This is a genomic window from Ruegeria sp. CL6, assembly GCF_056536465.1.
The window spans coordinates 662,177-687,502 of record NZ_JBQFPR010000002.1 but is presented as its reverse complement, the minus strand read 5'-3'; the positions used below and the strand labels follow the sequence as shown (position 1 = coordinate 687,502).

Below are 25,326 nucleotides of genomic sequence, written 5' to 3'. Positions count from 1 at the left end.
CATCACTTCACCCCCCAGGTGATGACGGGTTTCTGTTTTGGTGGCTTGATAAAGTCCCAAATATACCAAGCGAAGTTGTGCCGCGGACTACCGCTGCCATCAGCGAACCAACGCGGTCGGGTTGAAAGCTCGACCTTGGCTGCGAAGGCATCGAACTTGAACAGGTGCGCCCGTGACTTGGCATAGGACCATTCAGCCCGTGCCAGCAGCGCCACCGTCCCTTTGACCTGCGCCATCAGGAACAGCGCGTGTTCGACGTGATTGTCCAAATCGTCATAAGGCGGATTCATTACGATTCCGCGAATCTGACCTGACGGAACCTGCCGATAATCAAAGAAATTCCGCTCCAGCACATCGTGGCGGCGCGGCGTCTTGTCGGAGGCGTAAACCGCCACCGACTCGTTTTTCAGGGCATCGACCAGGTCACCCTTGCCCGCGTGAGGCTCCCAGGCCACCGCAGGAAGACCGTAGGCCCGTTTCAGGGCCTTGACCAGCCATTTGGCCTCTAACGTGTCGTAGGCGTCGTTCTCTATGCGGTCGTGGCCAGATTTAACCATTGCGGGGTCAGTCATTGAAAACCTCCCGAATCTGGCTCTGGAGGTCGCAGGTGCCGAATAGCTGCTTCACGCCGCGTCATCCGTCTGCGGCTGGATGGCATTGCGCGCACGGTAGTCGTCAACCGACCGACCCACAATCGACGTGACGCGACCACGCTTGTAAGCCGTAATCTCGCCTGACCGGATAAGTCCGTAGATGAAATTCTCCGACCAGCCAGCTGCGTGATACAGCTCGCGGATTGACCAGTCGCGGTGGCCGAATTTGCCGCCATCTTGGGCGGGTAGTCCATAGTTATCAAATTGCAAAGTGCTCTCCATCGGCTGTTGATGAAGTGCACTTTGGCGTAGTTGGTTAGGTAGGTGTTTGCAGCTGCTTAGCAGCTGCAACTTTAATTTTTATTCCGTATAAGTTTCCGTCGAATAGTCGCTTTGCTAGGAACTCTGTCGCTACCCGGCGGGATTGCCTGAGCTGCAATCATAAGGTTTTCGATAATGCTAATGGCCTCACGCGCTTTGCCGTTGTCGACCAGCCTCTGGTAAGTTTCGCGCCAGTTTTGCCAGAACCGTTCCTGCTCTGCCTTCCGCACCGCTGCCTTGGCCTTGCCACCGGCCGCCCGTCGTGCAGCCTCCGTCTCACGCACCAGCTCGTCGACACCTTTCTGATAGCGGAAAAGACGCTCAAACTCTGACGCTCGCTGCGCAGCGGTCATCTCGCCGTTGCAAATGGCTGGTGCGTCGGCTGCGATGATGTCGCGGAGTATGTCCTCGGCTTTCTGGTTGGTTGTCTTGTCAGTGACATCGACAACGACCACCCCGCTCCAGGGTTTGCGCACAGTCATGCACGCGCACCGTCAAGGCTCACAACATCCGCGCTCTCATTACCAACGATCGCGTCGGCCCACCGCTGCCAGGCAGTCGCTGCGGGCTGGTTCAGCGCCGCACCATTATAGGTGCTGTCGACACGGGTCGAGGGTGGCAGGTGGTTCAGCACACGGTCCCGGACCTCGATGGGTATCAGGTTCTCGGCAAACCAGGTCGTTGCGGCATGTCTTACAGAATGAGATACAAACCGTTTGTTGATTTCCAGTGTTCCTCGACCGGCTGACAACGCTTTGGCCACAGTCTCCGCCGACATATGCTCGTCGGGATATTTTGCAGACGGGAAAACCCAGACACCGTCTGGGTCAGCTTCACGACGACGCTTCAATATCTCGACCGCCTGCGTAGGCATCAGGATGATGTGCTCGGTGCCGTTCTTGGCGCGCTCGGCTGGCAGCGTCCACCGCGCACACTCCAGGTCAATCTCCGACCACGGTAGGTCTACTGTCTCACTGATGCGGGTCGCGGTCAGTGTTTGCAGCCGCAACGCATCAGCATTGAGTTCGCCGAGTTCGTCGAGGTTGTCATAGTAGCGGCGCACCTCGTCGATTGTCGGCTTGTAAGCATCGACCTTGCGTGAGGGCAGAGGTGGCACCCCCGACATCGGGTTGGCAATGTCCTCGGGCAACCACGGCTCGGCTATCTTGATTTTGCGCGTCTTGCCTTTGGCCACATTGAACATAGTGGACAAGCAAGCCAGTAGTTTCTCGGCTTCCCGAGGTGCCCGGTCGTGGAGCGAGTGCACAATCTGGGTGATGTCCTTAGCCTCGACCCCTGATACCGCCTGTTTGCCGAGCTTTGGCACGATGTGTTTGTCCAGCAGCCGTTCGTCGACGGTCCACGATCGCTTAACCTTTTTGGCGTAGTCCTCGATGTATCTGCGCACCAGCCGCTCGATGGTCATCACCTGGTCATTCGGCTCATTGCCAAGAAGCTTGTCGGCGTGCATCGGCCTCGGCTTGCCATCGACCACCTCGGTAAACTTTGCGTTTGCATCCCTGCGCAGGTCGCGCAGTTGTCGCCACATCTCTCTGGCCTGAGCGATGGTGACACCCGGGTAGCTGCCCATCGGCACCTCAATCTGGTGTCGTGTCATCGGCTCGGTGGTGCGGAAAACCCACCGGCGACCATCCAGCTTCCCGTGTCGCATAACCAGGCCGGGCCGTTTGGGGTCAGTGAGTTTGTGACCGGGTCGTAGCTGGTCGTATGACAGGTTGTTAAGGTCGGTCGCATTGCCCTGTTCTCCGACCTCGATAGCGGCTGCAATGGCAGTCCTGAGCGGTCCCCTGACCATATCGTGAGCCTGATAGAGCAGGTCGATGGCATCGCGCTGGCCTTGTGTCTTGCGTTTGTTCATCTGCTCTCCTCCAACGCAGCGCGGCGCTCGCGTGCCTTGTCAAAGTCGATGCGGATTGCGGCCAGGTGCAGCAGGTCGGTGATAGGGTCGTCGTCCTGAGATTGGATGACTGGAAACAGCTCCCACAAGTCGCCGTTCCACCGTTTCGGCTGCGCGTATGGCTCCAGCGTCTTTTTGAGTTGCACGATGTTCGTCAGTGAGCCGAAAAAGACGGGTTTGCCCTCCGTGTCGATGCAATAGGTGCGAAATCGGCTGGCTGGCAGGTCAACATCGACGACCTGGTTGAGAGCGTTGTCGTAATTCAGCACTCGCGATTGATGTTGGGTAAAACCGTCTAGTTCATCCTTGGGCAGTGGCTCGACCGCCTTCCCAAGTAAAAAATCCCGGTGAGCATCCATTGTGCGGTCAACAGCGGGCTTGCCCGTTATGAGGTGGCCGACCAGCCCATCGACAATCGGGTTGATGTTTTGGAGTAGATGATTGGTGCCATCAAAAGCTATAGTGTCAGCGTTCATTCCGTCTTTCCTTTCAGCAGGACGGGTGGACGACTCAGGGTGTTACAGCACCCTGGGTCACTTAAATGAACATAATACTTTTCCAGACTTTGCCCAGACTGAGAAAGTCGTCGACGCGCATTCAGGGGTATTGGTGTGGAAATGGTGGATACACGGTGTAATCGCCGCGATCACCGAAAGGCAGGCAAATGAGCTATATTTTGTTGGTGGATTGGTAGTGGTGGGCGACCCTGGAATCGAACCAGGCGTGCGTCTCCGCGAGGGAGTTACAGTCCCCTGCCACACCTTGCGGCCTGTCGCCCACTGTCAGGCGTTGCACCTGACGTGGAGGCGTGATTACTAGCGCCTTAAAGGAGCGTCAACAGGAAAATATCGCTTTGGCGCAGGAAACCGATTTCCCGGCCCGGAGGCCCAAGAAATGAAAAAACCCAAGTGGGTCGTTGAAAAGGAACAGGCGCGCAAAGCTGCGGCGTCCGAAACCGTCTGGCTGTTCGGACTGCACGCTGTACGCGATGCCTTGATGAACCCAGAACGGCAGAAGCTGCGCTTGATAGTGACCCGCAACGCGCGGGACAAATTGGCCGAAGCCATTGAGTTTGCAGGGATTGATCCCGAGATGGTCGATCCGCGCAAATTCACCGCTCCGATTGATCCGGGGTCCGTGCATCAGGGCGCGGCGTTAGAGGTAAAGCCGCTGGATTGGGGTGGGCTGGCCGAGAACTGCATCGGGCGCGAACACCCGCGCGTTATCCTGCTGGACCGCGTGACAGACCCGCACAATGTCGGGGCGATTCTACGCTCGGCCGAAGTGCTCGGGGCCAGCGCGGTTATCGGAACGCGCCATCATTCGGCCCCGGAAACGGGGGCGCTTGCAAAAACCGCCAGTGGTGCGCTGGAAAGGCAGCCCTACCTGCGTGTTCGCAATCTGGCCGATGCTATAGTCGCGTTGCAGGATATGGGCTTTCTGGTGCTGGGTCTGGACGGCGAAGCGGATCTTACCATCGAGGCCACTTTGGACGGCAAACTGGATCAACCAGTGGCGCTGGTGCTTGGGGCTGAGGGGCCGGGCCTGCGCCAAAAGACCAAGGAAACCGTTGATCACCTGGTGAAAATCGACGCAGCGGGCGGGTTTGGTTCTCTGAACGTCTCAAATGCGGCCGCGATTGCCCTATATGCCTCAAGGCACAGATAAACAGGAGAGCACCATTTCCACGCCCTCGAAAATCGCCACCTGCTGCTATTGCGGAACCCGCGCGGCGCTGGTTCTCAAAGGGAAGCAGCGTCATGAGCTGAGTTGTTCAAGCTGTGGCGCCCCGCTGCACGACTTGAAAATGGTGCCCAAGCGCAAACTGTCGGAAAGCAAGCCTACGCGGGATAACGCAAAATATCATCGCCCTTACAAGAACAAAAAGAAGAAGAAAAAGGGTGTTTTCTCTCGCGTTCTGGACGAAGCCTGGGACGTGATTGAAGATATCTTTGATTGATCGGCTGTTTTCGCGTCGCGCCTGATCACAACCACGTTAATGGGGGTTCCAGATGCAAAGAAAAATTGCAATTTGATACCCTGACTCTCAAAACGTGACTTGATGACGATGAACCGACGTTTCCTTCTTGGCGCGATCGCCGCTGCTGTTTTTGCCCCGGCTGCCTATGCGCAGGACATGCCCGTCTTTTTCGAGACGGGCGGTGCAGCTATGGCGGGCTACGATGCGGTTTCCTATTTCAATGGCGGAACACCCGTTCAAGGTTTGCCCGAATTCTCTGTGATGTGGAAAGGGGCCGAGTGGCACTTTGTGTCAGCCGAGAATCGGGATGCATTTGAGATGAACCCGCGGGCCTATGCCCCTCAGTTTGGCGGGTACTGCGCATATGCAATGGCGCAGGGGCAATTGGTCAGTACGGACCCGAACCTATGGCAAGTGGTCGATGGCCGCCTTTACCTGACCCATTCGCCTGAGATTGAACTTATTTGGAACAGTGATGCCCCGGAATATATCCGTATGGCCGAGTCATATTGGCCTGCCGTTCTTTATGATCAGTAGGCGAATTCCCGCCTCTTTTGACGTGTCATCACAAAAATGAGCGCGACCTCTTTTTTTCTGAAAACTTATGCCTAAATGTCACAGTGACCGCGGAGCGGAACTGCCGCGGGTCATTTCACTGTCCCTCGTTCCAACAACTGGCGCTCAGATTTCGATCTGAGCGCTTTTTTCTTTTGTGTGGTCCGAATAGGGTGGCCGCATGACTGACTATACCGATGCGTTTCTGAAAGACATTCTGCAGCGAACCAAGTCGATCGCCGTGGTTGGCGTTTCGATGAATCCGGTCCGTCCCAGCTACTATGTGGCGCGTTACCTATCGCTAAAGGGATACAAGGTGATCCCTGTCAATCCGGGGCACGCAGGCAAAATGTTGTTCGGTGAGACGGTGCGCGCTTCGCTGTCGGATATTTCCGGGCCGGTAGACATGGTGGATATTTTCCGACGTTCAGAAGCTGTTCCGCCAATCGTTGATGAGGCGCTGAAAGCGTTTCCAAACTTGCGCACAATCTGGATGCAGATCGGCGTGGAAAACCCTGAAGCCGCCGCAGTAGCCGAAGCGCGCGGCGTTGATGTTGTAATGAATCGTTGCCCGAAAATCGAATATCAACGCCTGTTCGGAGAGCTTCGCATGGGCGGCTTTGCGACCGGGGTGATATCGTCCAAGCTCTGAAGGTTTAACCGTCGGGCAGGGGCTTCAGCCGCGCGACCTGCTCTAGCCGCCGCTGTTCAAGTACGATTTCGCGCGGCACCCATTCGTATTTCGTATCTTCCGGCAATGGCGACCAGAATAAGGTTCCACCGTACCGCCATGGGTCCAGAACGACGCCATCGTACATGGTTTCACCTTTGCGGCTGATGATCGCGGTGCTGTGGTCGATACGGAACGGATTGTCCGCATTGGCGATAGCGCGATGCATTTCCAGCGTTTGAAAGCCTTCCTGATCCAGCCGCCGCTCGATGTCTTCAGCCCAGTGCCAGCACAACCCGCGAGGGCGTAGCCCCTTGTTGACCTTGGCATTGTGTATCAGCGGAGGGTCCGTGATTTCGTATTCTTGTACCAACTGCGCGGTGTAGGAATAGGCGATACGCGCCGCACGGTCTGCTTCTTCGGGGTCGATGTCAGGGCCAAGGCTGCGAATTTCGGACGCCAGCCGCTGAACCTCGTCTCCGGTTGACGGCGGGGCGACCGAACAGGCGCCCAGTATCGCAAGCGCAAATACAAACCCCAAAGCTTTGATCATGTCCGCGCCTTCAATCCGTGAACCTTCCAAGGACACACTAAAAGATTGCGAGGGCAGGCGTCACCCCTTTGGTCGCGCTGCCTTTTCTTCCAGACCGCTGACGCCCTGACGCCGCGCCAGCTCATCCAGCACGTCGTCCAAAGCGACGTCGCGTGCGGCCAGCATAACCAGAAGATGATAAAGCACGTCAGCAGCCTCGGAGGTCAGCTTTGCCTGATCGCCTTTAACGGCTTCGATGATCGCTTCGACAGCTTCTTCACCGAACTTCTCGGCGCATTTTTCGGGGCCTTTTGCCAGCAACTTAGCGGTCCAACTGCTGTCCGGGTCAGCGCCCTTGCGCGCCTCAATCGTTGTGGCCAGGTCTTGTAGGATGCTCATGTCAGCCTCATCGGAATGCCTGCGGCGGCCATATGTTCTTTGGCCTCGCGGATTGTGTACTCGCCGAAATGAAAGATCGAGGCGGCGAGAACGGCGCTTGCACCGCCTTCGGTCACGCCCTCGACCAGATGGTCAAGATTACCGACACCGCCAGAAGCAATGACCGGCACGTCAACGGCGTCGGAAATGGCGCGGGTCAGGGGCAGGTTGAATCCAGCCTTCGTGCCATCGCGGTCCATCGAAGTCAGCAGGATTTCACCGGCACCCTTGGCAACCACGGTTTTCGCGAATTCCACAGCGTCGATACCCGTTGGCTTGCGGCCGCCATGGGTGAATATCTCCCATTTGCCGGGGCTGACAGTTTTGGCGTCGATTGCGCAGACGATGCATTGGCTGCCGAATTGATCCGCCGATTCCGCGATCACATCCGGGTTCGCCACGGCTGCCGAGTTGAAACTGACCTTGTCAGCACCGGCCAGCAGCAGGGCGCGCACGTCCTCTTTGGTGCGCACACCACCGCCCACGGTCAGAGGAACAAAGCACTGCTCCGCCGTCCGCTGGACCACATCGAACATTGTGCCCCGGTTTTCATGGGTGGCGTGGATGTCCAGAAAACAGATCTCGTCGGCTCCGGCTGCGTCATAGGCTTTTGCCGACTCAACCGGATCGCCCGCATCACGCAGGCCAACAAAATTGACGCCCTTGACCACGCGGCCATTGGCGACGTCCAGACAGGGAATAATGCGGGTTTTTAGCATGTGGTGTCCTTTATTGCGGGCACGTCTACCGGCAAAGCCCCGCCGATGCCAGACTTGTGATTGCCGCATGGCGCAAAGCTGTGAAAACTGGGGTGAAATTCAACAAAGGAATTCCGATATGCGCAATCTGATACTGGCAACTTTTCTGACTTTCGGAGGCGCTCTGTCCGCTATGGCAGACGATATTTTCAAAATCCCTACAGACAAATCTGTCGCCGAGGCGCTGGACGCGCTCGAGGCAGCCGTCGGCAATGCGGGTGCGACCGTATTCGCCCGGGTCGACCATGCAGCCGGTGCCGAAAAGGTTGGCACGCCGATCCCGGCCAATCAGGTCCTGATCTTTGGCAACCCAGCGCTTGGCACACCCGCGATGCAGATCGACCCGAGGGCCGGCCTGTTCCTGCCGTTAAAGGTTCAGGCATACGAAGACGCCGATGGTCAGGTTTGGCTGGCCTACGAAGACCCCAAAGAGACGATGGATGAGCTAGACGAGGTCGAGAAATCACCGGTGATCGACAAGATGCGCGGCGCTTTGGCCAAGTTGACCGCTGCGGCCGCGCAGTAACCTAGCCTAGGGCGCGGATGGCCTCGGCCAAATCAATCGCGCCGTCATAAAGCGCGCGCCCGGAAATCGCTCCGTCCAGTTCCACGCCGCAATCGCGCAGGGCAATCAGGTCGTCCAGGGAACTGACGCCGCCAGACGCGATCACAGGAATTGACACGGCCCGGGCAAGGGCGGCGGTGGCCTCGATATTGGGCCCCTGCATGGCTCCGTCGCGGTTGATATCGGTGTAGATGATCGCCGCAACGCCCGCGTCCTCAAAGCTGCGGGCCAGATCGGTGACTTGCACGTCGGTTTCTTCGGCCCAGCCTTTGGTGGCGACCATTCCGTTGCGGGCGTCGATGCCCACGGCGACCTTGCCGGGGAATTCGCGTGCTGCTTCGCGCACCAGATCAGGGTTTTCAACGGCCACAGTGCCCAGAATGACCCGCGCCAGCCCTTTTTCGATCCAGGTTTCGATCGTTGCCATGTCGCGGATGCCACCGCCCAGTTGTGCGGGTACGTTGCAGGCCGCCAGAATCGCCTCGACCGGAGCCGCATTGACCGGCTCGCCAGCGAAGGCGCCGTTCAGGTCAACCAGATGCAGCCAGTCACATCCCGCGTCGACGAAGGCTTTGGCCTGCGCCGCCGGGTCGTCGTTGAACACGGTTGCCTTGTCCATTTCACCGCGCAGCAGGCGCACGGCCTGGCCGTCTTTGAGGTCGATAGCGGGGTAAAGGATCATTTTGGGCCTTCTTTCATGGTCGTTCCGGCGGGATATCGCACAAGCGGGGCAGGGTTTGCAACGCGACGCTGGGTCAATCTTGCGGCACGGCCTTCTGCGCGACACAGTATCGCCACCAAATGGAGAACATCATGAAATATTCGATCATTGCAGCGGCAGCCCTGTGCGTTCTTTCCACGGCGGCAACGGCTGATCCGGTTGACGGTCTGTGGAAGACCGAGCCGAATGAAGATGGCAATTATCTTCAGGTTTCGATCCAGCCTTGCGGAAGTGCGACCTGCGGCACCATCGACAGCGCATTTGACGGCTCGGGCGATCAGGTGCTGGATTATGAGCACTTGGGCAAACAGATGATCTGGGACATGACCCCAGAGGGTGACGGAGCCTATGGCGGCGGTAAAATCTGGGCCCCGGACAAGGACAAGACCTACAACTCGAAAATGTCGCTGAACGGCCAGAACCAACTGACCGTAAAAGGCTGTGTTGCTGGCGGTCTGGTCTGCCGTGGGCAGACGTGGACCCGCGTTCAGTAAGGCTCAGGGCGTCCAGTTCAGGAAGTTCCCGATCATACGCAGGCCAACATCTTGGCTTTTTTCGGGGTGGAACTGCATGCCAATCATCGTGTCGCGGCCGATCACGGCCGTGACTTCCTGACCATAATCCACATAGGCCAGCCGTTGCGCCGGATCGGTGACGCGGAAATGGTAGGAGTGGACGAAATAGGTATGGTCGCCCGACTTCACCCCGTCAAACACCGGGTGGTCACTTTCGAGCACCAGATCGTTCCAACCCATATGCGGCACTTTTAGCGCGCTGTCCGAAGGGGCGATCCGCACCACATCCCCGGCAACCCAACCCAGACCGTCCGCTTCGGCGTATTCGTGGCCTTTTGAGGCCATAAGCTGCATCCCAACGCAGATACCCAGAAACGGCCGTCCCTTTTGTTCGACCGCTTCGACCATTGCGTCATAGATACCCTTGTGGCCCCGCAGCTCGGCAGCGCAGGCGGGAAATGCGCCGTCACCCGGCAGCACCAGACGATCCGCGCGCGCAACGACGTCAGCGTCCGAGGTCACAACGACCTCGCCCGCATTCAGTTCGCGCGCCATGCGTTGAAACGCCTTCTCTGCCGAGTGCAGATTGCCGCTCTCGTAGTCGATAATGGCTGTCAGCATTTACAGCGCGCCCTTGGTGGACGGAATCGCATCGGCCTTGCGCGGGTCGGTTTCAACCGCCAGACGCAACGCGCGCGCGACCGCCTTGAACGCGGCCTCGGCAATGTGGTGGCTGTTGAAACCGTGCAACTGGTCGATATGCAGCGTGATGCCGCCATGGGTGCTGAGCGCCTGAAAGAACTCGCGCGCCAGTTCGGTGTCGAACGTGCCGATCTTCGGTGTGGGCAGGTCCACATTCCAGATCAGGAACGGACGGCCAGACAGGTCCAGCGCGCAGCGCACCTGCGCGTCGTCCATCGGCAAGTGACATTCGCCATACCGCCGAATACCTTTCTTGTCGCCCAGGGCTTCGGTCAAAGCCTGACCCAGCGCGATACCGGTATCCTCGACCGTGTGGTGATCGTCGATGTGGTAGTCGCCCTTTGCGCGGATCGTCATGTCGATCAGCGAATGGCGCGCAAGCTGGTCCAACATGTGATCGAAAAACCCGACGCCGGTTTGGTTGTCATACTGGCCGGTGCCGTCCAGATTGACCTCGACCGAGATTTCGGTCTCGGCGGTCTGACGGCTGATCTTTGCGCTGCGCATGGGCGAATTCCTTTTGCTACAGCCGCGCTTATAGACGCGGATGGGAGGGGTTATCCAGACCGCTCGTGCCATTCTGCGCAAACTGTTGCAGGGGATTGCGCCGGGCGTCACGCCGTGCCAGCCTGCACGCAACTTGAACAACCAAGGCCCGGCCCATGTCCACCTGCGTCTTCATCCAGATCCGCTGCAAACCCGGCACAACATACAAGGTGGCCGAGGAAATCGCCCTGCGCGAAATTCACTCCGAACTGTACTCGACCAGTGGCGAATATGACCTGATGCTAAAGCTCTATATCCCCGAATCCGAAGATGTGGGTCATTTCATCAATGAGCATCTGCTGGTGATCCCGAATATCGAGCGTTCACTGACCACGATGACCTTCAAGGCATTTTAGCCCAGTTCAAACGTGGTAATGCCAAAGATTCGGTTCATGTCGATATCCGGTTCGTGATCGGAATACATTCGTGCCGTTTCAAATACTTTCTCAAGACCAAGCAGCGCAGCCGCCGAAAATGCGGCTTCGTTGGGTTGAGGCATGTCGATGAAAACCTCGTGCTGGCCCTTGTCCAGCGGCAGGGTTGTCAGCAGGCTGGCCAACAATGCAAGCGCGATTGCGCTGTCGTCGGCAAACAAAGGGCCGACTTTAAACCCGGACTGGCACGGCCGAAGTGTGGCGTAGCCCTTGATCTGCCCTGCTTCGGTGTAAACCCGCGAAACGTGGTTGGGCGCGCTCAGCCAGCTTTGCAAAAAGGCGTCACGTGGGGCAGGGAACAGTTTGCGATCATAAGCAATCAGGGCATCTGGCGCGTCGTTCACCGCTGTAATGCCCCGCCCCAAGACTTGACCGAGCTTGGGCAGAATGTCTGCAACCTTTGCGCAGAAACGAAAGTTGTTGTGCGCGAATGTAAAGCCTGACTTGCGGTAGCTGTCTTGCAGCTCAGCAATTCCGTCCAATCCCATATTGCGCCGCCCGCAACGGGCCAATGCGTGCTGAGCGATTTCAAGCCCGTGGCCCGATCCGCGATATTCCGGGCGAACGAAATATAGCCCAAGAAAGGAAAACGTATCGTCATAGTTAACGGCTGAAACGGATGAAATCATATCGCCATTCAGAAATCCGCCCAGATAACCCTCGGGGTCGATTGACCGGAAACATTGAGCATCGTGATGGCCGGGGTTCCACCCCTCGTGCCCAGACCAATCCACAGCATTCTGTAATTCCGCAGCGCTTAGCGGGCGAACAATATAATTTGACATAGTTAAAATCCTGAAATCGGTAACGCCACTAGCATGGCGCAACATCATTCCGGAAACCAGAAAAGTTTAGGAAACAATCGTATCTGGAGCGGGCGAGGCGATTCGAACGCCCGACCCTAACCTTGGCAAGGTTATGCTCTACCCCTGAGCTACGCCCGCATCAGATACATATATGTTGGTCCTTAGACCTCTCAATGGAGCGGGCGAGGCGATTCGAACGCCCGACCCTAACCTTGGCAAGGTTATGCTCTACCCCTGAGCTACGCCCGCGCCGTTGAGTGAGGCGTGAAGTATAAATTCTGGCGGAAAGCTGCAAGAGGAAAAACGCGTCTTTCGCAAAAAATCTTTCCCGACGATGTGGTGATCATCTCTATTAACCAAACGTCAAGACAGACCGATCTGCACGAACAAGCCTGAAAAGCTGAGCAAAATCCGCTAGACAGCGTGTGCCCGCAAACGGGAAGCACTGGAAATCGGAGACAGCATGCTAACCATCACACCTATCTACGCCTCTCTCGCTGCCTTTTTGTATCTTGGATTGAGCTTCAGCGTGATTGGTCGTCGCAGAAGTAACAGAATCTCTTATGGGGATGGCGGCAAAGACCCAATGATCAAAGCGATCCGAACTCATGGAAACTTTGCTGAATACGCGCCTTTTACGTTGTTTTTGATAGCAATGGCCGAACTGCAGGGCGGTGGATGGCTGTTGATAAACTTTCTTGGACTGATGCTGTTGGTGGGGCGCGTATGTCACGCGTATGGCTTTGGACGCTCGCCTCAGGTTGTTATCTTGCGGCAGATCGGGATGGTTCTAACCTTTACGTCCCTTCTTGTTTCGGCGGTCGCAAACCTGATTCTTGCGCTTTGATTGCGCCGCACCCCATGACAAAGAAAAGACGCATTTCTGCCTGATTGTGTGACTAACCTCTCTGTAATCGAGATTTTGCACACACAAATGACCGATTTTTGCTGCCACTCGAAGCTGGGACAGGTGAACAAATGAAACGGATTGTGTCTATCGGGCGCGTTTTGGCGACCTCTTTTCTTTTGATTGGGGCGGCCAGTTTTGTCGCGGTTATTGCTGTCCCCGAAGCGGCCATCGCCAAAAACGGCAATGGCGGCGAAAATGGCGGCGGCAAGGGGGGTGGTAAAGGCAACGGAGGCGAAAACGCTGGTGGCAAGTCCAGCGGCAAATCCGGCGAAAAAAGCGCGAAGGCCAAGGGAGGTGCTGAAACCAAGTCCAAAGGGACTGGTAAAGGCTTGCTTGGCGCTATTGGCCTCAAGAAGACGGACAAGCAGAAATCAGCAAAGGCGCAAGCCTCCGGTCAAAACAAGCCCGGCCTGCTTGGTACTCTTGAGAATCTGGTCAAGGGAAACAAAAAGACGACGAAGGTCGTCACGAAATCGGCCGTTGTGGAGGAAGAATACATTCATCCAAATAAGCACGGAAAGATCGCCTCTGAGCTCAAGGGGCTCAATGCCGCTCATGCCAGCCAGACCGCGCTTTTGAACGCTTCCCCCAACAGCATGCCGGGCAAGCTGTATACCTATCAGCAGAGCATACTTGGGTACACGGACGCCTCAACGGATCTTTCGGACAAACAGATGGAATTGGACACCCTGTTGGGCATGGATGAAGATGATGTTCTAACGAAATTCGCACCGACCGAAGACGAGCTTTTGGACAACCCCGAACTCACCGCGCAGGACAAGCACGATGCGGCGGTCGAAGAAGCTCAACTGGCCTTGGACGAAGCGGAAAAAACGCTGGCCGAGACTGACCCGCAAGAGGCTTTGGACACACTGACAGGTGGGCGCGAGCTGAGCGATGATGCGCTGAACGAGCTGCACGATCTTCTGGACCTGCCTGCACCTGAAGAATACGAGGTGTCGATTGATGATGGTGTGCAAACGTTGCCAGAGAATACCGAAGAAGAAGTGATCGACGGCTGACACTGGTAATGAAACAAAATGAAAGGGCGCGCCGGTTGGCGCGCTTTTTTTGTTATTCCAGTTCGACCAGTAGGTCTTTGGCGTCGATCTGGCCGCCGGGCTGAACTTGGACCGACTTAACCACCGCGTCGCGTTCTGCATGTATACCGGTTTCCATTTTCATGGCCTCGATGGTCAGCAGCAGATCGCCTTCTTTGACTTCCTGCCCGGCAGAGACGGCCACGGTCGCAACAACCCCCGGCATCGGTGCGCCGATATGGTTGGGGTTGCCTGCCTCGGCCTTTGGTCGGGCCTGTGTGGACGACGTCACCAGACGGTTCGGCACCCGGATCACGCGTGGTTGGCCGTTGAGTTCAAAGAAGACTTTGACCTCGCCTTTCTCGTCGGTCTCACCGATGGCCTGACAACGGATTTCCAGCGTCTTGCCGGGGTCGATTTCGGCCGTGATCTCTTCGCCCGGGTCCATGCCATAGAAGAAGGTGCGCGTGGGCAGGGTACGGACCGGGCCATAGGTGCGGTGGCGGCCCATATAGTCGAGGAACACCTTGGGATACATCAGGTATCCGTTCAAATCCTCGTCATCGACTTCCTTGCCTTCCAGCAGCTTTGACAGCTCGGCGCGGGTGGCTTCCAGATCGACGGCGGGCACATCTTTGCCGGGGCGGTCGGTGTTGGGGGCTTCGTCCTTCAGCACCTTCTTGATAATCGTATAGGGGAACCCGCCCGGAGGCTGGCCCAGATTGCCGCGCATCATATCGACGACCGAGTCGGGGAAGGCCACATCCGTATCCGCGCTTTCTACGTCATCGCGTGTCAGACCCTGGCTGACCATCATCAACGCCATATCGCCGACAACCTTGGACGAGGGCGTCACCTTCACGATGTCGCCAAACATCTGGTTCACGTCCGCATACATCTGCGCAACCTCGTGCCAGCGTTCCTCCAGCCCCAAGCTGCGCGCTTGCGCCTTGAGGTTGGTGAATTGACCGCCCGGCATCTCGTGCAAATAAACCTCGGACGCAGGGGCCTGAAGGCTGGACTCAAACGCCGCGTATTGGCCACGCACGGCCTCAAAGTAGTCGCTGATCTCGCGGATGGCCTTGATGTCCAGCCCGGTGTCACGCTCGGTGTGGCGCAGGGCTTCGACCACGGTGCCCAGCGTCGCCTGCGAGGTGTTGCCCGAGAAGCTGTCCATCGCGCAATCTACCGCATCCACGCCCGCCTCGGACGCCGCCAGAATGGTGGCGCTGGCGATACCCGCGGTGTCGTGCGTGTGGAAGTGGATCGGCAGGCCAACCTCTTCTTTCAGCGCGCGGATCAGAATGCGGGCCGAGGCCGGTTTCAGCAGGCCCGCCATGTCCTTGAGGCCCAGCACATGTGCGCCCGCATCCCGCAACTCTTTCGCCATTCCGACATAGTATTTCAGGTCGTACTTGGCGCGATCGGGGTCCAGAATATCGCCCGTATAACAAACGGTGCCCTCACAAATCTTACCGTTCTCGACGACCGCATCCATGGCAACCCGCATATTCTCGACCCAGTTCAGCGAGTCGAACACGCGGAACACGTCGATATTTTGCGACGCCTGACGGACGAATTCCTGCACTACGTTGTCGGGGTAGTTGGTGTACCCAACCCCATTCGCCCCCCGCAGCAGCATCTGAGTCATAAGGTTCGGCATCGCCTCGCGCAGGTCGCGCAGACGCTGCCACGGGCATTCTTGCAGGAACCGATAGGCCACATCAAACGTCGCGCCGCCCCAGCATTCGACCGAGAACAGTTGCGGCAGGTTGGCCGCATAAGTCGGTGCCACCTTGATCATGTCGATCGAGCGCATCCGGGTGGCCAGCAGCGACTGGTGCCCGTCGCGCATGGTGGTGTCGGTGATCAGCAATTGCCGCTGCGCCTTCATCCAGTCGGCCACGGCCTGCGGGCCTTTCTGTTCCAGCAGGTTGCGGGTGCCCATCTTGGGTTCACCCTTCAACGCGGGGGGCTTGGCCTCTTTCAGGTCGGCGCGGGGTTCGGGGCGGTCCTTGGTTTCGGGATGCCCGTTCACGGTGATATCCGCGATATAGGTCAGAACCTTGGTGCCCCGGTCGCGGCGGCGTTTAAAGGTGAACAGGTCCGGCGTCGTGTCGATGAACTTGGTGGTGTATTCATTCGACAGGAAGGTCGGGTGTTTCAGCAAGTTGATGACAAAGTCGATATTTGTGCTGACACCGCGAATACGGAACTCGCGCAGGGCGCGGTCCATCCGCGCAATCGCGGCTTGTGGCGTCGGTGCCCATGCCGTGACCTTGGTCAGCAGAGAGTCGTAATACCGCGTGATCACCCCGCCTGCATAGGCCGTGCCGCCGTCCAGACGGATGCCCATGCCAGTGGCCGAGCGGTAGGCGGTGATACGGCCATAATCGGGAATGAAGTTGTTCTGCGGGTCTTCGGTGGTGATCCGGGTTTGCAGCGCGTGGCCGTTCAGATGCACATCCGACTGGCTTGCGGCTCCGGTGGCCTCGGCCAGAGTTTTCCCTTCGGCGATCAGGATTTGGGCCTGCACGATGTCGATACCGGTGACCTCTTCGGTGACGGTGTGTTCGACCTGCACGCGGGGGTTCACCTCGATGAAGTAGAACTTGCCGGTCTCCATATCCATCAGGAATTCGACCGTGCCCGCGCATTCGTAATTCACATGGGCGCAGATTTTGCGGCCCAACTGGCAGATTTCCGCGCGCTGTTCGTCGGATAGGTACGGGGCAGGGGCGCGCTCCACGACCTTCTGGTTCCGGCGCTGGACCGAGCAGTCGCGTTCATAGAGGTGATAAATCTCACCATGCTTATCGCCCAGAATCTGAACCTCGACATGGCGGGCGCGGGTGATCATCTTTTCCAGATAACCCTCACCGTTGCCGAATGCGGCCTCGGCCTCGCGGCGGCCTTCCAGAACTTTTTCTTCCAGCTCTGCCTCGGATTCGATGGGGCGCATCCCGCGTCCACCGCCGCCCCACGACGCTTTCAGCATCAGCGGATAGCCGATCTCGGCGGCTTCGGCCCGGATTGCGTCCATGTCATCGCCCAACACCTCGGTTGCTGGGATGACCGGCACGCCCGCCTCGATCGCGACGCGACGGGCACTGGCCTTGTCTCCAAGGGCGCGCATGGTTTCGGCCTTGGGGCCGATGAACGTGATGCCGTTCTGGACGCAGGCATCCACGAATTCGGGGTTTTCCGACAGAAGGCCATAGCCCGGATGGATCGCGTCCGCGCCGCATTCCTTGGCCACGCGGATGATCTCATCAATGCTCAGATATGCCGCAACCGGGCCCATCCCTTCGCCAATTCGATATGCCTCATCCGCCTTGAAACGGTGCAAGCCCAGCTTGTCCTCTTCGGCGAAGACAGCAACGGTGCGTTTGCCCATCTCGTTGGCTGCGCGCATCACGCGAATGGCAATCTCGCCGCGGTTGGCGATCAGGATCTTGGTAAAGTCGGTCATGTCAGGTCCCGGTCCTACTTGTTTGGCCGTGTTGATAGGCAGACAATACGCGCACGTATATCAGTCGTTCTGGGTAGAACCGGCATGTTAACGCTCGCAAACGCCCTTTGTTAGCGCTATCTTACTACACGCGCTGCGCTGCGGCATCAATCCAGAGTCAAGATCGGTGGGATTTGTTCCAGTGTTGCGGCCCCCAACTGCCCCATATTCGCCTGCAGGTCCTGCCGCAAAATGTCGATCACATGCGCTGGTCCGTTTTGGTCCAATGCGGCCAAACCGTACATAAAACCACGGCCCAGCATGACAAAATCAGCTCCAAGAGCCAGCGCTCGCAATATGTCCAGCCCGCTTTCGACGCCGCTGTCGAAGATCAGCGGCAGGTCGGTTGCTGCCCGGACCGCTGGCAGGACCTCAATACCGGCAGGTGCCCCGTCAAACTGCCGCCCCCCGTGATTCGATATCCAAATCGCGTCAACGCCAGCCTTCTTGAGGGGCTCTGCGTCCTCGGCCCTCATCACGCCTTTGACGATCAGGTCGCCGTCCCACGCGTCGCGCAACCAATGCACATATTCCATATCCGGCGATGTTCGGAGCAGATACCCGACATGCGCTGTCGGGGGCAGGTTGCTGGAGTTGTCAGTATACTTGTCCAACGTGCGCATTCTCGGGGGTCCACTGCGCGCCATGGCCATCGCCCACGCGGGCCGCTGCGCAATCTGCATCAGCAGGCGCGGGGTCAGTTTTGGTGGGTTGGTCAGGCCGGATCGCGTTTGGCGTTCGCGGCGTGATGCGACCGGTACATCGGCGGTCATCACAAGGGTGGAAAACCCCGCTGCCTTTACACGATCCAGCAAGTCGCGGCGAATGTCGGGGTCTTTGGGCGGGTAAAGCTGGAACCACGCATTCTGCCCTAGATGAGGGGCCACGTCCTCGGGGCTTTGGGTGGCGACGTTTGACAGGGTAAAGGGCAGGCCAGCCTTTGCGCTCGCTCGCGCCAACAACCCTTCGGCGTCGGGCCAGATCAAGCCAGCCATTCCGATTGGCGCGACCCCAAATGGCAGAGGGTAGGTCTGGCCCAGGAATTGACATTGCGTGTCGCAGTTTATGGAACCATGCAGGATCGACGGTAGAAATCCGACACGATCCAGTGAGACCCGATTGCGCTGTAGTGTTGCTTCGGCCCCGGTTCCGCTGTCCAGATATTCCCACACGAAATGTGGTATCCTGCGTTTGGCGCGGCGTTTCAGGTCGGCAATTCCGGGGTAGCTGGTGTGTAGGTCCATAAGGATTGATCAGACCTGACGTGCGATTCGGCAAGAAAATTAAGCTTTTGGCACGGTTTCAGCCACCCCCCATCTCTTTCTTCACCGAACGCAGCGGAGTTTCATTCGATGCAGTGTGGCCGCGCGCGACCTGAACCTGATTTCTGCCGTTGTCCTTGGCGGTGTACAGTGCGTCATCGGCTGCGCGCATCAGATCCTGCGTCATGGTTCCGTGCGCCGGATAGTGGGATACGCCGACAGAGATTGTGATGCGCGGCAGCGATTTCTCACCATACCGGACCGAGACAGCCTCGACAGCCTGACGAATTTGTTCAGCACGGGTCATTGCGTCTTCGGGGGTGTTGTCAGGCAGGATCAGCATGAATTCCTCACCGCCGATACGACAGGCGATCTCGTCCCGGTCGCAACCTTGTTCCAGTGCGGACCCGACTGCACGAAGAACCATGTCCCCGGCGTCGTGCCCGTGGGTGTCATTGAACTTTTTGAAGTGATCCACATCGACGGCGATCAGGCTGAGTGGCGCACCCGTTTGTTGGCTGCGATTGATGGATTTGCGCAGGGTTTCCGTCATGTGCCGGCGGTTGAACAGCCCCGTCAGAGGATCGCGAACCGACTGGTCGTGCAACTGATCGCGCATGCGAACGTTGGCGATCGCCATGCTTATTTGCTCGGCGCAAAGCTGGGCGAGCTTCTTGCTGGCGTGAAAACTCTCTTGTTTCCCTTCGAGCGCACGTAAGTGCAGTAGGCCGACCGTTTCCCCATGCGCCAGGATTGGAAAACAAAAATAGGGTCTGCCGTCATGGGGCTCGGCATGCTCACACACAAAATCGATCTCCGACGCCCCAAATTCATAGGTCCGGCCCCGGCGCAGACCCCAACACCCCTCGGGATGGATGTGCGCCTTGTGACAGCCGCCGTTCCAACTGGCGCACCCGTCCAGCACGTCGCGAGAATTCGAGTAGACATAAACGCTGCCTTCCGCTTCCGGGAGGATATGGGTCATAAAGCGCGATACCATGTCAAAAAGCTCGTCCAGCGACCGGCTTGATTGCAGCCATTCGTTCAATTCGCCGAGCAAGCGAACCTCACGCGCAAGGCGGAGTTGTTCGTCCATCAACTGCCGTTCTTTCACAGCCCGTCCGCGCAGGCTGCTCACCTGGCGGCGGTTCGCGCGGAAGACCACCAGCGTTACGATGGTCAGAGCCAGCAACGCCACGGCGCTTAGAATGAACAGCAACAGTCGGACGCGCTGAGTGAACAGGTTTCGCACATCCGTGATGTCCGAATAGAACTCCATCGCCCCGAGAAAACGACCGTCGCGAATAACTGGTGTGTAGATTTCGGCCACGTGACGCGTTTCGGGGCCGGATGTCTGAATCGCCGCGCCATCAAAATCTTCTACTTCGGTCAGGGGCTTTTCTTCATGTTTATAGTACATGTTTCCCTGACGGATGACGCTTTGAAAATACGGTTTTGTGTTCGTCGCGCCCAGATCCGAGTGGCGCGAAGACCAGAAAACACGTCCGTCGGCATTAAACAGCTTGAACCTGTATATGTCGGACGTTGCTGGAAGAAGTTCCAGAAATTCCTGATCCTGGCCATTGACGAAACCTGTCTGAAACGTGGCTTCTACATCCCGAAGATGCGAAGTGACCTGCTTGCCCAGCCGGGTGGCGTCTTTCCGTAGATCGGATTCCAGCATCCTGTCGACGACAGGTGCCGGGACGGCATATATGCCCCAGCCCGATAGGACCGTCAGAACCCCCAATGTCAGGATGATGGCAGCAAATTTAAGGCGGGACGACCAGCCCGTTTCGCTTTTGTATTTCATGTTCGCGCTCCCACAGCTTGTCGCAGAGCATCTGGCGCAAGTTTTGATGGAAGGTTAATTTCTCTCTGATCGAAACGGACGAGTTGAGTTGAATTGTCGAAAACCAAACAGTAAAATTCTTTGCGAACAAGGCGTGAACAAACCCTTTCCCTCAGTGCTCATCCAGCGTAGTTTGGGTTCATGAGCAGTTTCGACGAAATGGACGCCTTTGAAGGCGCATCGCTGTCGGCGCGGGCAATGGCTACGCGCCCCACACCTTATCTTGACGAGTTGAATCCAGCCCAGCGTGAAGCGGTTGAACGTCTGGATGGGCCGGTTCTGATGCTGGCTGGTGCGGGAACTGGAAAAACCAAGGCGCTCACTGCGCGGATTGCGCATCTGCTGAGTACCGGGCGTGCCCGACCGAATGAGATCCTGTCTGTCACATTCACCAACAAAGCAGCGCGCGAGATGAAAGAAAGGGTCGGGCGGCTATTGGGTCAGCCTGCCGAGGGCATGCCTTGGTTGGGGACCTTCCACTCGATCTGCGTTAAACTTCTCCGCCGCCACGCGGAACTGGTCGACCTGAAATCGAATTTCACTATTCTAGACACGGATGATCAGTTGCGGTTGCTCAAGCAGTTGATCCAAGCCTCTAATATCGACGACAAGCGCTGGCCTGCACGGATGCTGGCCGGGATCATCGACGACTGGAAGAACCGGGCGTTGACGCCTGGCAAGGTGCCCGCTGCGGACGCCGGGGCGTATAACAACAAGGGCATTGAGCTTTACGCGCAATACCAAACCCGCCTACGCGAACTGAATGCGGTCGATTTTGGTGATCTGCTGCTGCACGTGGTTACGATTTTTCAAACTCATCAGGATGTTCTAGAGCAGTATCAACGCTGGTTCCGCTATATTCTGGTGGACGAATATCAGGACACAAACGTCGCTCAGTACCTATGGCTGCGCCTTCTGGCGGGGGCGCATAAGAACATCTGTTGCGTGGGCGATGATGACCAGTCGATCTATGGCTGGCGCGGGGCCGAGGTGGGCAACATCCTTCGGTTCGAGAAAGACTTTCCCGGTGCCTATGTCGTTCGGCTTGAGCAGAATTACCGCTCGACCCCGCATATTCTGGCCGCTGCCTCGAATGTCATTCGCGGGAATGAAAGCCGGCTGGGAAAAGAGCTTTGGACCGACGCGGAGGACGGCGAAAAGGTTCGTCTGATAGGTCACTGGGATGGCGAAGAAGAGGCGCGTTGGATCGGTGAGGAAATCGACGCGATGCAGGGCGGAACGCGCGGCGTTCGACCGATGGGATTGGACGAGATCGCGATTCTGGTTCGCGCTTCACACCAGATGCGCGCGTTTGAGGATCGGTTTCTGACCATCGGTCTGCCTTACAAGGTGATCGGCGGCCCTCGGTTCTATGAGCGGATGGAGATCCGCGATGCCATGGCCTATTTCCGGTTGGTGGTCAGCCCCGGCGACGATCTGGCGTTCGAGCGGATCGTGAACACGCCCAAACGGGGTTTGGGCGACAAGGCGCAGCAAAAGATCCAGATGACCGCGCGCGAAAATGGTGTGTCTCTGGTCGACGGGGCGCGGATTGCGGTTGATAGCGGGCTGATCAAAGGCAAGGGCGGCAAGGCGCTGCGCGAGTTGATCGACGGGCTGGCGCGGTGGAATGCGATGACGCGCGGGCCGCGGATCGAGGTCGAGGACGATTCGGTCATCGACGACGGCGCGCCGCTGCGGTTTGGAGAGCCCGAAGTCTCTCATATCGAGCTGGCGCAGATCATTTTGGACGAATCCGGCTACACGGCCCACTGGCAGAACGAAAAGACGCCCGAGGCTCCGGGTCGGTTGGAGAACTTGAAGGAGCTGGTCAATCAACTGGACAATTTCGAGAATCTGCAAGGGTTCTTGGAGCATGTCAGTTTGGTCATGGACAACGAACAGGATGGCGATGGGGCTAAGGTCTCGATCATGACGCTGCACGCGGCCAAAGGCTTGGAGTTTCCCGCCGTGTTCCTGCCGGGGTGGGAAGATGGCTTGTTCCCCTCACAGCGGTCAATGGACGAATCGGGGATCACGGGGCTCGAGGAAGAACGGCGCCTGGCCTATGTGGGGATTACCCGCGCCGAAGAAGTTTGCACGATTTCATTTGCCGCCAACCGGCGGGTGTTTGGGCAATGGCAGAACTCAATGCCCTCGCGTTTCATTGACGAATTGCCCGAGGATCACGTGGAGGTTCTGACGCCTCCGGGTCTTTATGGCGGGGGGCAGGCGACGGCCAGCATCGAAAACCGCGCGGCCGAAGCGAATGTCTATAACTCTCCGGGTTGGAAGCGGATGCAGGCGCGGCAGGGGCAATATGGGACGTCTCAACCCCGCGAAAGCCGGAACACTGTGATTGATGCGACCGCAGTGGCCAGTTTCACAATGGGAGAGCGTGTGTTTCACCAGAAGTTTGGCTATGGCGCAGTGATTGGAATCGAAGGCGACAAGGTCGAAGTCGATTTTGACAAGGCGGGGGTGAAGAAGGTCGTCTCGCGATTCCTGTCGGCCAAGGATGACGTGCCGTTCTGAGTTTTTTGCGAGGCTCTGCCTCGCGCTCCGAAGTATTTTGAACAGAAGAAGCAAGGGGCGTTCGCGCCCTCTTTTTTGTTTCGAGCAAAGAAAACGGCGGTTTCCAGGGAGGAGGAGAGGAAACCGCCGTTCATTGCAACATCAGGACAGGGAGGAGGAGAGTCCCGATGTATCCGAACCCGGGTTTGATCCCGGTATGTGTAAGTCGCGACGACACCAGGGAGGAGGAGAGGTGTCGTCGCGCTCTTTCAACATCAGGGCAGGGAGGAGGAGAGCCCTGATGTATTCTATCCGGGTTTGATCCCGGTATCTGTAAGACGCGGCGACGTCAGGGAGGAGGAGAGACGTCGCCGCGCGCTTTCAACACCGAGAAAGGGAGGAGGAGTACCCGGTGTATCAGTTTCCGGCAGTTAGGGCCGGTATAAGGTGCGGCGACATTAGGGAGGAGGAGAAATGTCGCCGCTGAAATACAGATCCTAAGGGAGGAGGAAGGACCTGATCTCGGTATATGTTGCGCTTAGCGCGCGTAGTGTTCTTCGGCCGCTTGCATTGCCAGGCGGCGGATCATCGAACGGTGCAGGCCCAGATCGGCCAGCTCGCGGTTCGATAGTTCCGACAGTTCGTTCACCGTCTGACGGTAGATGCGATAGCGACCGTACCGGGTTTTTGCGGCCTCGATCAGCGAAGCCAGGCCGGTTGCCGGAGCGCTTTCAAGCGCGGTCTGATGTGTTGCTACAGCCATGTGCGTAACCCGGTTTGTTGTGTCGTTGCCGGTGTCTGCCGGCGTTTGCTTGAGACTGAAAATAAGCCAATGCTGCGGTTGCACAATAGGTCACGTGATCATTGCTGCTATGCGGCAAGCGCATGGATATCAAAGAGTTGTAAACCTGAGTGTGAAAGTGCCTTTAAAATATGACTTTTCGTCAGCGGCGCCTTGGTGAGTGGTTTTCACGTAGATACTGCAGTGCATGATTATGCCGCCTCTTTGGGCGAGGTGTCCTGAAATTTGGGCGATTTGAAATTTTATGGCCGCATTTCGCGGAGGTTGGCCTCGGTTTCAAAGGGTCACGGGAATTCATGGGTCCTTTCTGGGAATGGTCTTTCGTCTGGCGGTTTTATTGGGAATTGGGCGCGGGCGATTCGTCGACATCAGGTGAGGTACGCGGCCACTTTCAGTCAAAAACACGATTCTTGAAATTTTTTTGGGAAATCATGGGATAACTTGGGCGGGCAACTTTTGACTATATAATGTGACTAAATGTCCTTGTGGCACAATTTGTGGGTAAACTTTGGTGTTTTCAACTTCGTTTCTGTTGGATATGTTCATTGAATCGCAGTTGCGTGCTAAAAATTCCTGTTGATTTCCATGATTTCCCATGTCATCCCTTATTCATCCGATGAGGACGAGGCACATGGGGCACCAAACGACCCCGAACCAAAAAAATTCAGGTTTCATACAGGCATCTCGCTTTCATCATTCAAGAGATCCGGCGCGCGGGCGAGCAGACATCCCCCCAGGTGGCGCGCGCAGCTGGACATCCCGCAAGGCGGGTCAATGCGGCGGGTTGATCAGTGGCAGCAGATCAACCCGCCGTTTTTCATCCGGGGGGAACGTGAATTTTAGGTGGGGCGCAAGCGAAAGGGACAGTCGTCTTGGCGCGCAGGTTTAGAGGTGAAAGCCACCATAAGGTGGACACGAAGGGCAGGGTCTCGATCCCGGCCTCTTTTCGCCGTGTGCTTGAATCCTGTGACCCCAACTGGCAGCCCGGCGATAATCCAGAGCTTGTGATTGTCTATGGCGACCACCGTCGGAAATTTCTTGAATGCTACACGATGCGGGCGATTGACGAAGTTGATGACAAGATCGACGCATTGCCACGCGGTTCGATGCAGCGGAAGCTGTTGCAACGCATGTTCCATGGCCAGTCCTTCCCGACAACGGTGGATGAGACCGGCCGTCTGGTGTTGCCGGCCAAGCTGCGCAACAAGATCGGACTTGAGGGCGAGGCATTCTTTATCGCGGCCGGGGACACGTTCCAGATTTGGAAGCCCGAGACATATGAATCGGAAGAATTGGCTTCGGCCGAAGAATGGTTGGACGAACAGCCGGGGGACTTTGATCCTCTGGAGTTCCTAGACGGCACCGGGGATGCGTAACGGC

General features: G+C 57.5%; 27 protein-coding genes and 3 tRNA genes. 11 read left to right on the top strand and 19 right to left on the bottom strand.

What is annotated here, in order from left to right:
- Window positions 1–2: 2 nt before the first annotated feature.
- From ACR0LH_RS08290 to ACR0LH_RS08265, 6 genes are all read right to left on the bottom strand, one after another.
- Window positions 3–572, bottom strand: coding sequence for a hypothetical protein (locus ACR0LH_RS08290; protein ID WP_480720480.1), 570 nt, complete (start codon window positions 570–572; stop codon window positions 3–5).
- A gap of 51 nt (window positions 573–623) precedes the next feature.
- Window positions 624–863: a hypothetical protein gene (locus ACR0LH_RS08285; protein ID WP_480720479.1), complete on the bottom strand. Its 240-nt coding sequence runs from the start codon at window positions 861–863 to the stop codon at window positions 624–626.
- A gap of 83 nt (window positions 864–946) precedes the next feature.
- Window positions 947–1,396, bottom strand: a complete 450-nt coding sequence (locus ACR0LH_RS08280; RefSeq protein WP_480720478.1) for a hypothetical protein — start codon at window positions 1,394–1,396, stop codon at window positions 947–949.
- Window positions 1,393–2,793: a tyrosine-type recombinase/integrase gene (locus ACR0LH_RS08275; RefSeq protein ID WP_480720477.1), complete on the bottom strand. Its 1,401-nt coding sequence runs from the start codon at window positions 2,791–2,793 to the stop codon at window positions 1,393–1,395. The genes ACR0LH_RS08280 and ACR0LH_RS08275 overlap by 4 nt, the downstream gene beginning before the upstream one ends.
- The gene (locus ACR0LH_RS08270) at window positions 2,790–3,308 is read right to left on the bottom strand and encodes a hypothetical protein (protein WP_480720476.1); all 519 of its coding nucleotides are present in this window, start codon (window positions 3,306–3,308) and stop codon (window positions 2,790–2,792) included. Before ACR0LH_RS08270 ends, ACR0LH_RS08275 begins: the two co-directional genes overlap by 4 nt.
- A gap of 218 nt (window positions 3,309–3,526) precedes the next feature.
- Window positions 3,527–3,610, bottom strand: a tRNA-Tyr gene (locus ACR0LH_RS08265).
- 116 nt (window positions 3,611–3,726) lie between these two features.
- On the opposite strand from ACR0LH_RS08265, the gene rlmB reads away from it, so the two are divergent.
- The 4 genes from rlmB to ACR0LH_RS08245 all read left to right on the top strand — a co-directional run bounded on the left by rlmB (window position 3,727) and on the right by ACR0LH_RS08245 (window position 6,020).
- A complete protein-coding gene (rlmB, locus tag ACR0LH_RS08260) occupies window positions 3,727–4,500 on the top strand; it encodes a 23S rRNA (guanosine(2251)-2'-O)-methyltransferase RlmB (RefSeq protein WP_480720475.1) in 774 nt (257 codons plus the stop codon).
- Window positions 4,481–4,792, top strand: coding sequence for a hypothetical protein (locus tag ACR0LH_RS08255; protein WP_170647576.1), 312 nt, complete (start codon window positions 4,481–4,483; stop codon window positions 4,790–4,792). The genes rlmB and ACR0LH_RS08255 overlap by 20 nt, the downstream gene beginning before the upstream one ends.
- A gap of 108 nt (window positions 4,793–4,900) precedes the next feature.
- Entirely contained in the window at window positions 4,901–5,350 is a 450-nt protein-coding gene (locus ACR0LH_RS08250; RefSeq protein WP_480720473.1) for a YHS domain-containing (seleno)protein, read from the top strand.
- Between the two features lie 199 nt (window positions 5,351–5,549).
- Complete coding sequence (locus ACR0LH_RS08245; protein WP_480720471.1) at window positions 5,550–6,020, top strand: CoA-binding protein; 471 nt, start codon at window positions 5,550–5,552, stop codon at window positions 6,018–6,020.
- A 4-nt stretch (window positions 6,021–6,024) separates the two neighbouring features.
- On the opposite strand, the gene ACR0LH_RS08240 is transcribed toward ACR0LH_RS08245, so the two are convergent.
- Genes ACR0LH_RS08240 through hisF form a run of 3 tightly spaced genes read right to left on the bottom strand, consistent with a single transcriptional unit; the run spans window position 6,025 to window position 7,727 of the window.
- Window positions 6,025–6,591, bottom strand: coding sequence for a hypothetical protein (locus tag ACR0LH_RS08240; RefSeq protein ID WP_170562205.1), 567 nt, complete (start codon window positions 6,589–6,591; stop codon window positions 6,025–6,027).
- A gap of 60 nt (window positions 6,592–6,651) precedes the next feature.
- Entirely contained in the window at window positions 6,652–6,969 is a 318-nt protein-coding gene (locus tag ACR0LH_RS08235; RefSeq protein WP_170384427.1) for a phosphoribosyl-ATP diphosphatase, read from the bottom strand.
- On the bottom strand, window positions 6,966–7,727 hold the full coding sequence (hisF, locus tag ACR0LH_RS08230) for an imidazole glycerol phosphate synthase subunit HisF (protein ID WP_480720469.1): 762 nt from the start codon (window positions 7,725–7,727) through the stop codon (window positions 6,966–6,968). The genes ACR0LH_RS08235 and hisF overlap by 4 nt, the downstream gene beginning before the upstream one ends.
- A 118-nt stretch (window positions 7,728–7,845) precedes the next feature.
- Between hisF and ACR0LH_RS08225 the strand changes: the two genes are divergently transcribed.
- Entirely contained in the window at window positions 7,846–8,292 is a 447-nt protein-coding gene (locus ACR0LH_RS08225) for a DUF302 domain-containing protein (protein ID WP_480720467.1), read from the top strand.
- Between the two features lies 1 nt (window position 8,293).
- Here the strand turns inward: ACR0LH_RS08225 and hisA are convergent, their stop codons facing one another.
- Window positions 8,294–9,013, bottom strand: a complete 720-nt coding sequence (gene hisA, locus ACR0LH_RS08220; protein WP_480720466.1) for a 1-(5-phosphoribosyl)-5-[(5-phosphoribosylamino)methylideneamino]imidazole-4-carboxamide isomerase — start codon at window positions 9,011–9,013, stop codon at window positions 8,294–8,296.
- Between the two features lie 131 nt (window positions 9,014–9,144).
- On the opposite strand from hisA, the gene ACR0LH_RS08215 reads away from it, so the two are divergent.
- Entirely contained in the window at window positions 9,145–9,546 is a 402-nt protein-coding gene (locus ACR0LH_RS08215; protein WP_170384421.1) for a DUF2147 domain-containing protein, read from the top strand.
- Between the two features lie 3 nt (window positions 9,547–9,549).
- Here ACR0LH_RS08215 and hisH read toward each other — a convergent pair whose 3' ends face one another.
- Window positions 9,550–10,188, bottom strand: coding sequence for an imidazole glycerol phosphate synthase subunit HisH (gene hisH / locus ACR0LH_RS08210; RefSeq protein WP_480720463.1), 639 nt, complete (start codon window positions 10,186–10,188; stop codon window positions 9,550–9,552).
- The gene (gene hisB, locus ACR0LH_RS08205; RefSeq protein ID WP_480720461.1) at window positions 10,189–10,776 is read right to left on the bottom strand and encodes an imidazoleglycerol-phosphate dehydratase HisB; all 588 of its coding nucleotides are present in this window, start codon (window positions 10,774–10,776) and stop codon (window positions 10,189–10,191) included.
- 155 nt (window positions 10,777–10,931) lie between these two features.
- Between hisB and ACR0LH_RS08200 the strand changes: the two genes are divergently transcribed.
- The gene (locus ACR0LH_RS08200; RefSeq protein ID WP_170411035.1) at window positions 10,932–11,171 is read left to right on the top strand and encodes an Lrp/AsnC family transcriptional regulator; all 240 of its coding nucleotides are present in this window, start codon (window positions 10,932–10,934) and stop codon (window positions 11,169–11,171) included.
- On the opposite strand, the gene ACR0LH_RS08195 is transcribed toward ACR0LH_RS08200, so the two are convergent.
- The 3 genes from ACR0LH_RS08195 to ACR0LH_RS08185 form a co-directional block, all read right to left on the bottom strand.
- Window positions 11,168–12,034 (bottom strand): GNAT family N-acetyltransferase, encoded by an 867-nt coding sequence (locus ACR0LH_RS08195; protein WP_170803644.1) that lies wholly within the window; start codon window positions 12,032–12,034, stop codon window positions 11,168–11,170. The genes ACR0LH_RS08200 and ACR0LH_RS08195 overlap by 4 nt on opposite strands.
- An 84-nt stretch (window positions 12,035–12,118) precedes the next feature.
- Window positions 12,119–12,193, bottom strand: a tRNA-Gly gene (locus tag ACR0LH_RS08190).
- Between the two features lie 36 nt (window positions 12,194–12,229).
- Window positions 12,230–12,304 (bottom strand) — tRNA-Gly (locus ACR0LH_RS08185).
- 214 nt (window positions 12,305–12,518) lie between these two features.
- Between ACR0LH_RS08185 and ACR0LH_RS08180 the strand changes: the two genes are divergently transcribed.
- The gene (locus ACR0LH_RS08180; RefSeq protein ID WP_170695464.1) at window positions 12,519–12,902 is read left to right on the top strand and encodes an MAPEG family protein; all 384 of its coding nucleotides are present in this window, start codon (window positions 12,519–12,521) and stop codon (window positions 12,900–12,902) included.
- Window positions 12,903–13,033: 131 nt separating this feature from the next.
- Window positions 13,034–13,987 carry a hypothetical protein gene (locus ACR0LH_RS08175; protein ID WP_480720459.1) on the top strand — a complete coding sequence of 318 codons (954 nt, stop codon included), beginning with the start codon at window positions 13,034–13,036 and terminating at the stop codon, window positions 13,985–13,987.
- 52 nt (window positions 13,988–14,039) lie between these two features.
- On the opposite strand, the gene ACR0LH_RS08170 is transcribed toward ACR0LH_RS08175, so the two are convergent.
- The 3 genes from ACR0LH_RS08170 to ACR0LH_RS08160 form a co-directional block, all read right to left on the bottom strand.
- Window positions 14,040–17,477 (bottom strand): pyruvate carboxylase, encoded by a 3,438-nt coding sequence (locus ACR0LH_RS08170; RefSeq protein WP_480720458.1) that lies wholly within the window; start codon window positions 17,475–17,477, stop codon window positions 14,040–14,042.
- A 146-nt stretch (window positions 17,478–17,623) separates the two neighbouring features.
- On the bottom strand, window positions 17,624–18,760 hold the full coding sequence (locus tag ACR0LH_RS08165; protein ID WP_480720456.1) for an alpha-hydroxy acid oxidase: 1,137 nt from the start codon (window positions 18,758–18,760) through the stop codon (window positions 17,624–17,626).
- A 58-nt stretch (window positions 18,761–18,818) separates the two neighbouring features.
- Window positions 18,819–20,591, bottom strand: a complete 1,773-nt coding sequence (locus ACR0LH_RS08160) for a sensor domain-containing diguanylate cyclase (RefSeq protein ID WP_480720454.1) — start codon at window positions 20,589–20,591, stop codon at window positions 18,819–18,821.
- 180 nt (window positions 20,592–20,771) lie between these two features.
- Between ACR0LH_RS08160 and ACR0LH_RS08155 the strand changes: the two genes are divergently transcribed.
- Entirely contained in the window at window positions 20,772–23,165 is a 2,394-nt protein-coding gene (locus tag ACR0LH_RS08155) for an ATP-dependent helicase (RefSeq protein WP_480720452.1), read from the top strand.
- Window positions 23,166–23,682: 517 nt separating this feature from the next.
- Here the strand turns inward: ACR0LH_RS08155 and ACR0LH_RS08150 are convergent.
- Window positions 23,683–23,907 (bottom strand): DUF1127 domain-containing protein, encoded by a 225-nt coding sequence (locus tag ACR0LH_RS08150; RefSeq protein ID WP_170384398.1) that lies wholly within the window; start codon window positions 23,905–23,907, stop codon window positions 23,683–23,685.
- A gap of 911 nt (window positions 23,908–24,818) precedes the next feature.
- On the opposite strand from ACR0LH_RS08150, the gene mraZ reads away from it, so the two are divergent.
- A complete protein-coding gene (mraZ, locus tag ACR0LH_RS08145; protein ID WP_170384396.1) occupies window positions 24,819–25,322 on the top strand; it encodes a division/cell wall cluster transcriptional repressor MraZ in 504 nt (167 codons plus the stop codon).
- Window positions 25,323–25,326: the final 4 nt, after the last annotated feature.

What these genes read in the sequence shown, in the direction of transcription:
- ACR0LH_RS08290 (WP_480720480.1), bottom strand. Translation starts at nt 572, where the DNA reads ATGACTGACCCCGCAATGGTTAAATCTGGCCACGACCGCATAGAGAAC.
- ACR0LH_RS08280 (WP_480720478.1), bottom strand. Translation starts at nt 1,396, where the DNA reads ATGACTGTGCGCAAACCCTGGAGCGGGGTGGTCGTTGTCGATGTCACT.
- ACR0LH_RS08275 (WP_480720477.1), bottom strand. Translation starts at nt 2,793, where the DNA reads ATGAACAAACGCAAGACACAAGGCCAGCGCGATGCCATCGACCTGCTC.
- ACR0LH_RS08270 (WP_480720476.1), bottom strand. Translation starts at nt 3,308, where the DNA reads ATGAACGCTGACACTATAGCTTTTGATGGCACCAATCATCTACTCCAA.
- rlmB (WP_480720475.1), top strand. Translation starts at nt 3,727, where the DNA reads ATGAAAAAACCCAAGTGGGTCGTTGAAAAGGAACAGGCGCGCAAAGCT.
- ACR0LH_RS08255 (WP_170647576.1), top strand. Translation starts at nt 4,481, where the DNA reads ATGCCTCAAGGCACAGATAAACAGGAGAGCACCATTTCCACGCCCTCG.
- ACR0LH_RS08250 (WP_480720473.1), top strand. Translation starts at nt 4,901, where the DNA reads ATGAACCGACGTTTCCTTCTTGGCGCGATCGCCGCTGCTGTTTTTGCC.
- ACR0LH_RS08245 (WP_480720471.1), top strand. Translation starts at nt 5,550, where the DNA reads ATGACTGACTATACCGATGCGTTTCTGAAAGACATTCTGCAGCGAACC.
- ACR0LH_RS08240 (WP_170562205.1), bottom strand. Translation starts at nt 6,591, where the DNA reads ATGATCAAAGCTTTGGGGTTTGTATTTGCGCTTGCGATACTGGGCGCC.
- ACR0LH_RS08235 (WP_170384427.1), bottom strand. Translation starts at nt 6,969, where the DNA reads ATGAGCATCCTACAAGACCTGGCCACAACGATTGAGGCGCGCAAGGGC.
- hisF (WP_480720469.1), bottom strand. Translation starts at nt 7,727, where the DNA reads ATGCTAAAAACCCGCATTATTCCCTGTCTGGACGTCGCCAATGGCCGC.
- ACR0LH_RS08225 (WP_480720467.1), top strand. Translation starts at nt 7,846, where the DNA reads ATGCGCAATCTGATACTGGCAACTTTTCTGACTTTCGGAGGCGCTCTG.
- hisA (WP_480720466.1), bottom strand. Translation starts at nt 9,013, where the DNA reads ATGATCCTTTACCCCGCTATCGACCTCAAAGACGGCCAGGCCGTGCGC.
- ACR0LH_RS08215 (WP_170384421.1), top strand. Translation starts at nt 9,145, where the DNA reads ATGAAATATTCGATCATTGCAGCGGCAGCCCTGTGCGTTCTTTCCACG.
- hisH (WP_480720463.1), bottom strand. Translation starts at nt 10,188, where the DNA reads ATGCTGACAGCCATTATCGACTACGAGAGCGGCAATCTGCACTCGGCA.
- hisB (WP_480720461.1), bottom strand. Translation starts at nt 10,776, where the DNA reads ATGCGCAGCGCAAAGATCAGCCGTCAGACCGCCGAGACCGAAATCTCG.
- ACR0LH_RS08200 (WP_170411035.1), top strand. Translation starts at nt 10,932, where the DNA reads ATGTCCACCTGCGTCTTCATCCAGATCCGCTGCAAACCCGGCACAACA.
- ACR0LH_RS08195 (WP_170803644.1), bottom strand. Translation starts at nt 12,034, where the DNA reads ATGTCAAATTATATTGTTCGCCCGCTAAGCGCTGCGGAATTACAGAAT.
- ACR0LH_RS08180 (WP_170695464.1), top strand. Translation starts at nt 12,519, where the DNA reads ATGCTAACCATCACACCTATCTACGCCTCTCTCGCTGCCTTTTTGTAT.
- ACR0LH_RS08175 (WP_480720459.1), top strand. Translation starts at nt 13,034, where the DNA reads ATGAAACGGATTGTGTCTATCGGGCGCGTTTTGGCGACCTCTTTTCTT.
- ACR0LH_RS08170 (WP_480720458.1), bottom strand. Translation starts at nt 17,477, where the DNA reads ATGACCGACTTTACCAAGATCCTGATCGCCAACCGCGGCGAGATTGCC.
- ACR0LH_RS08165 (WP_480720456.1), bottom strand. Translation starts at nt 18,760, where the DNA reads ATGGACCTACACACCAGCTACCCCGGAATTGCCGACCTGAAACGCCGC.
- ACR0LH_RS08160 (WP_480720454.1), bottom strand. Translation starts at nt 20,591, where the DNA reads ATGAAATACAAAAGCGAAACGGGCTGGTCGTCCCGCCTTAAATTTGCT.
- ACR0LH_RS08155 (WP_480720452.1), top strand. Translation starts at nt 20,772, where the DNA reads ATGAGCAGTTTCGACGAAATGGACGCCTTTGAAGGCGCATCGCTGTCG.
- ACR0LH_RS08150 (WP_170384398.1), bottom strand. Translation starts at nt 23,907, where the DNA reads ATGGCTGTAGCAACACATCAGACCGCGCTTGAAAGCGCTCCGGCAACC.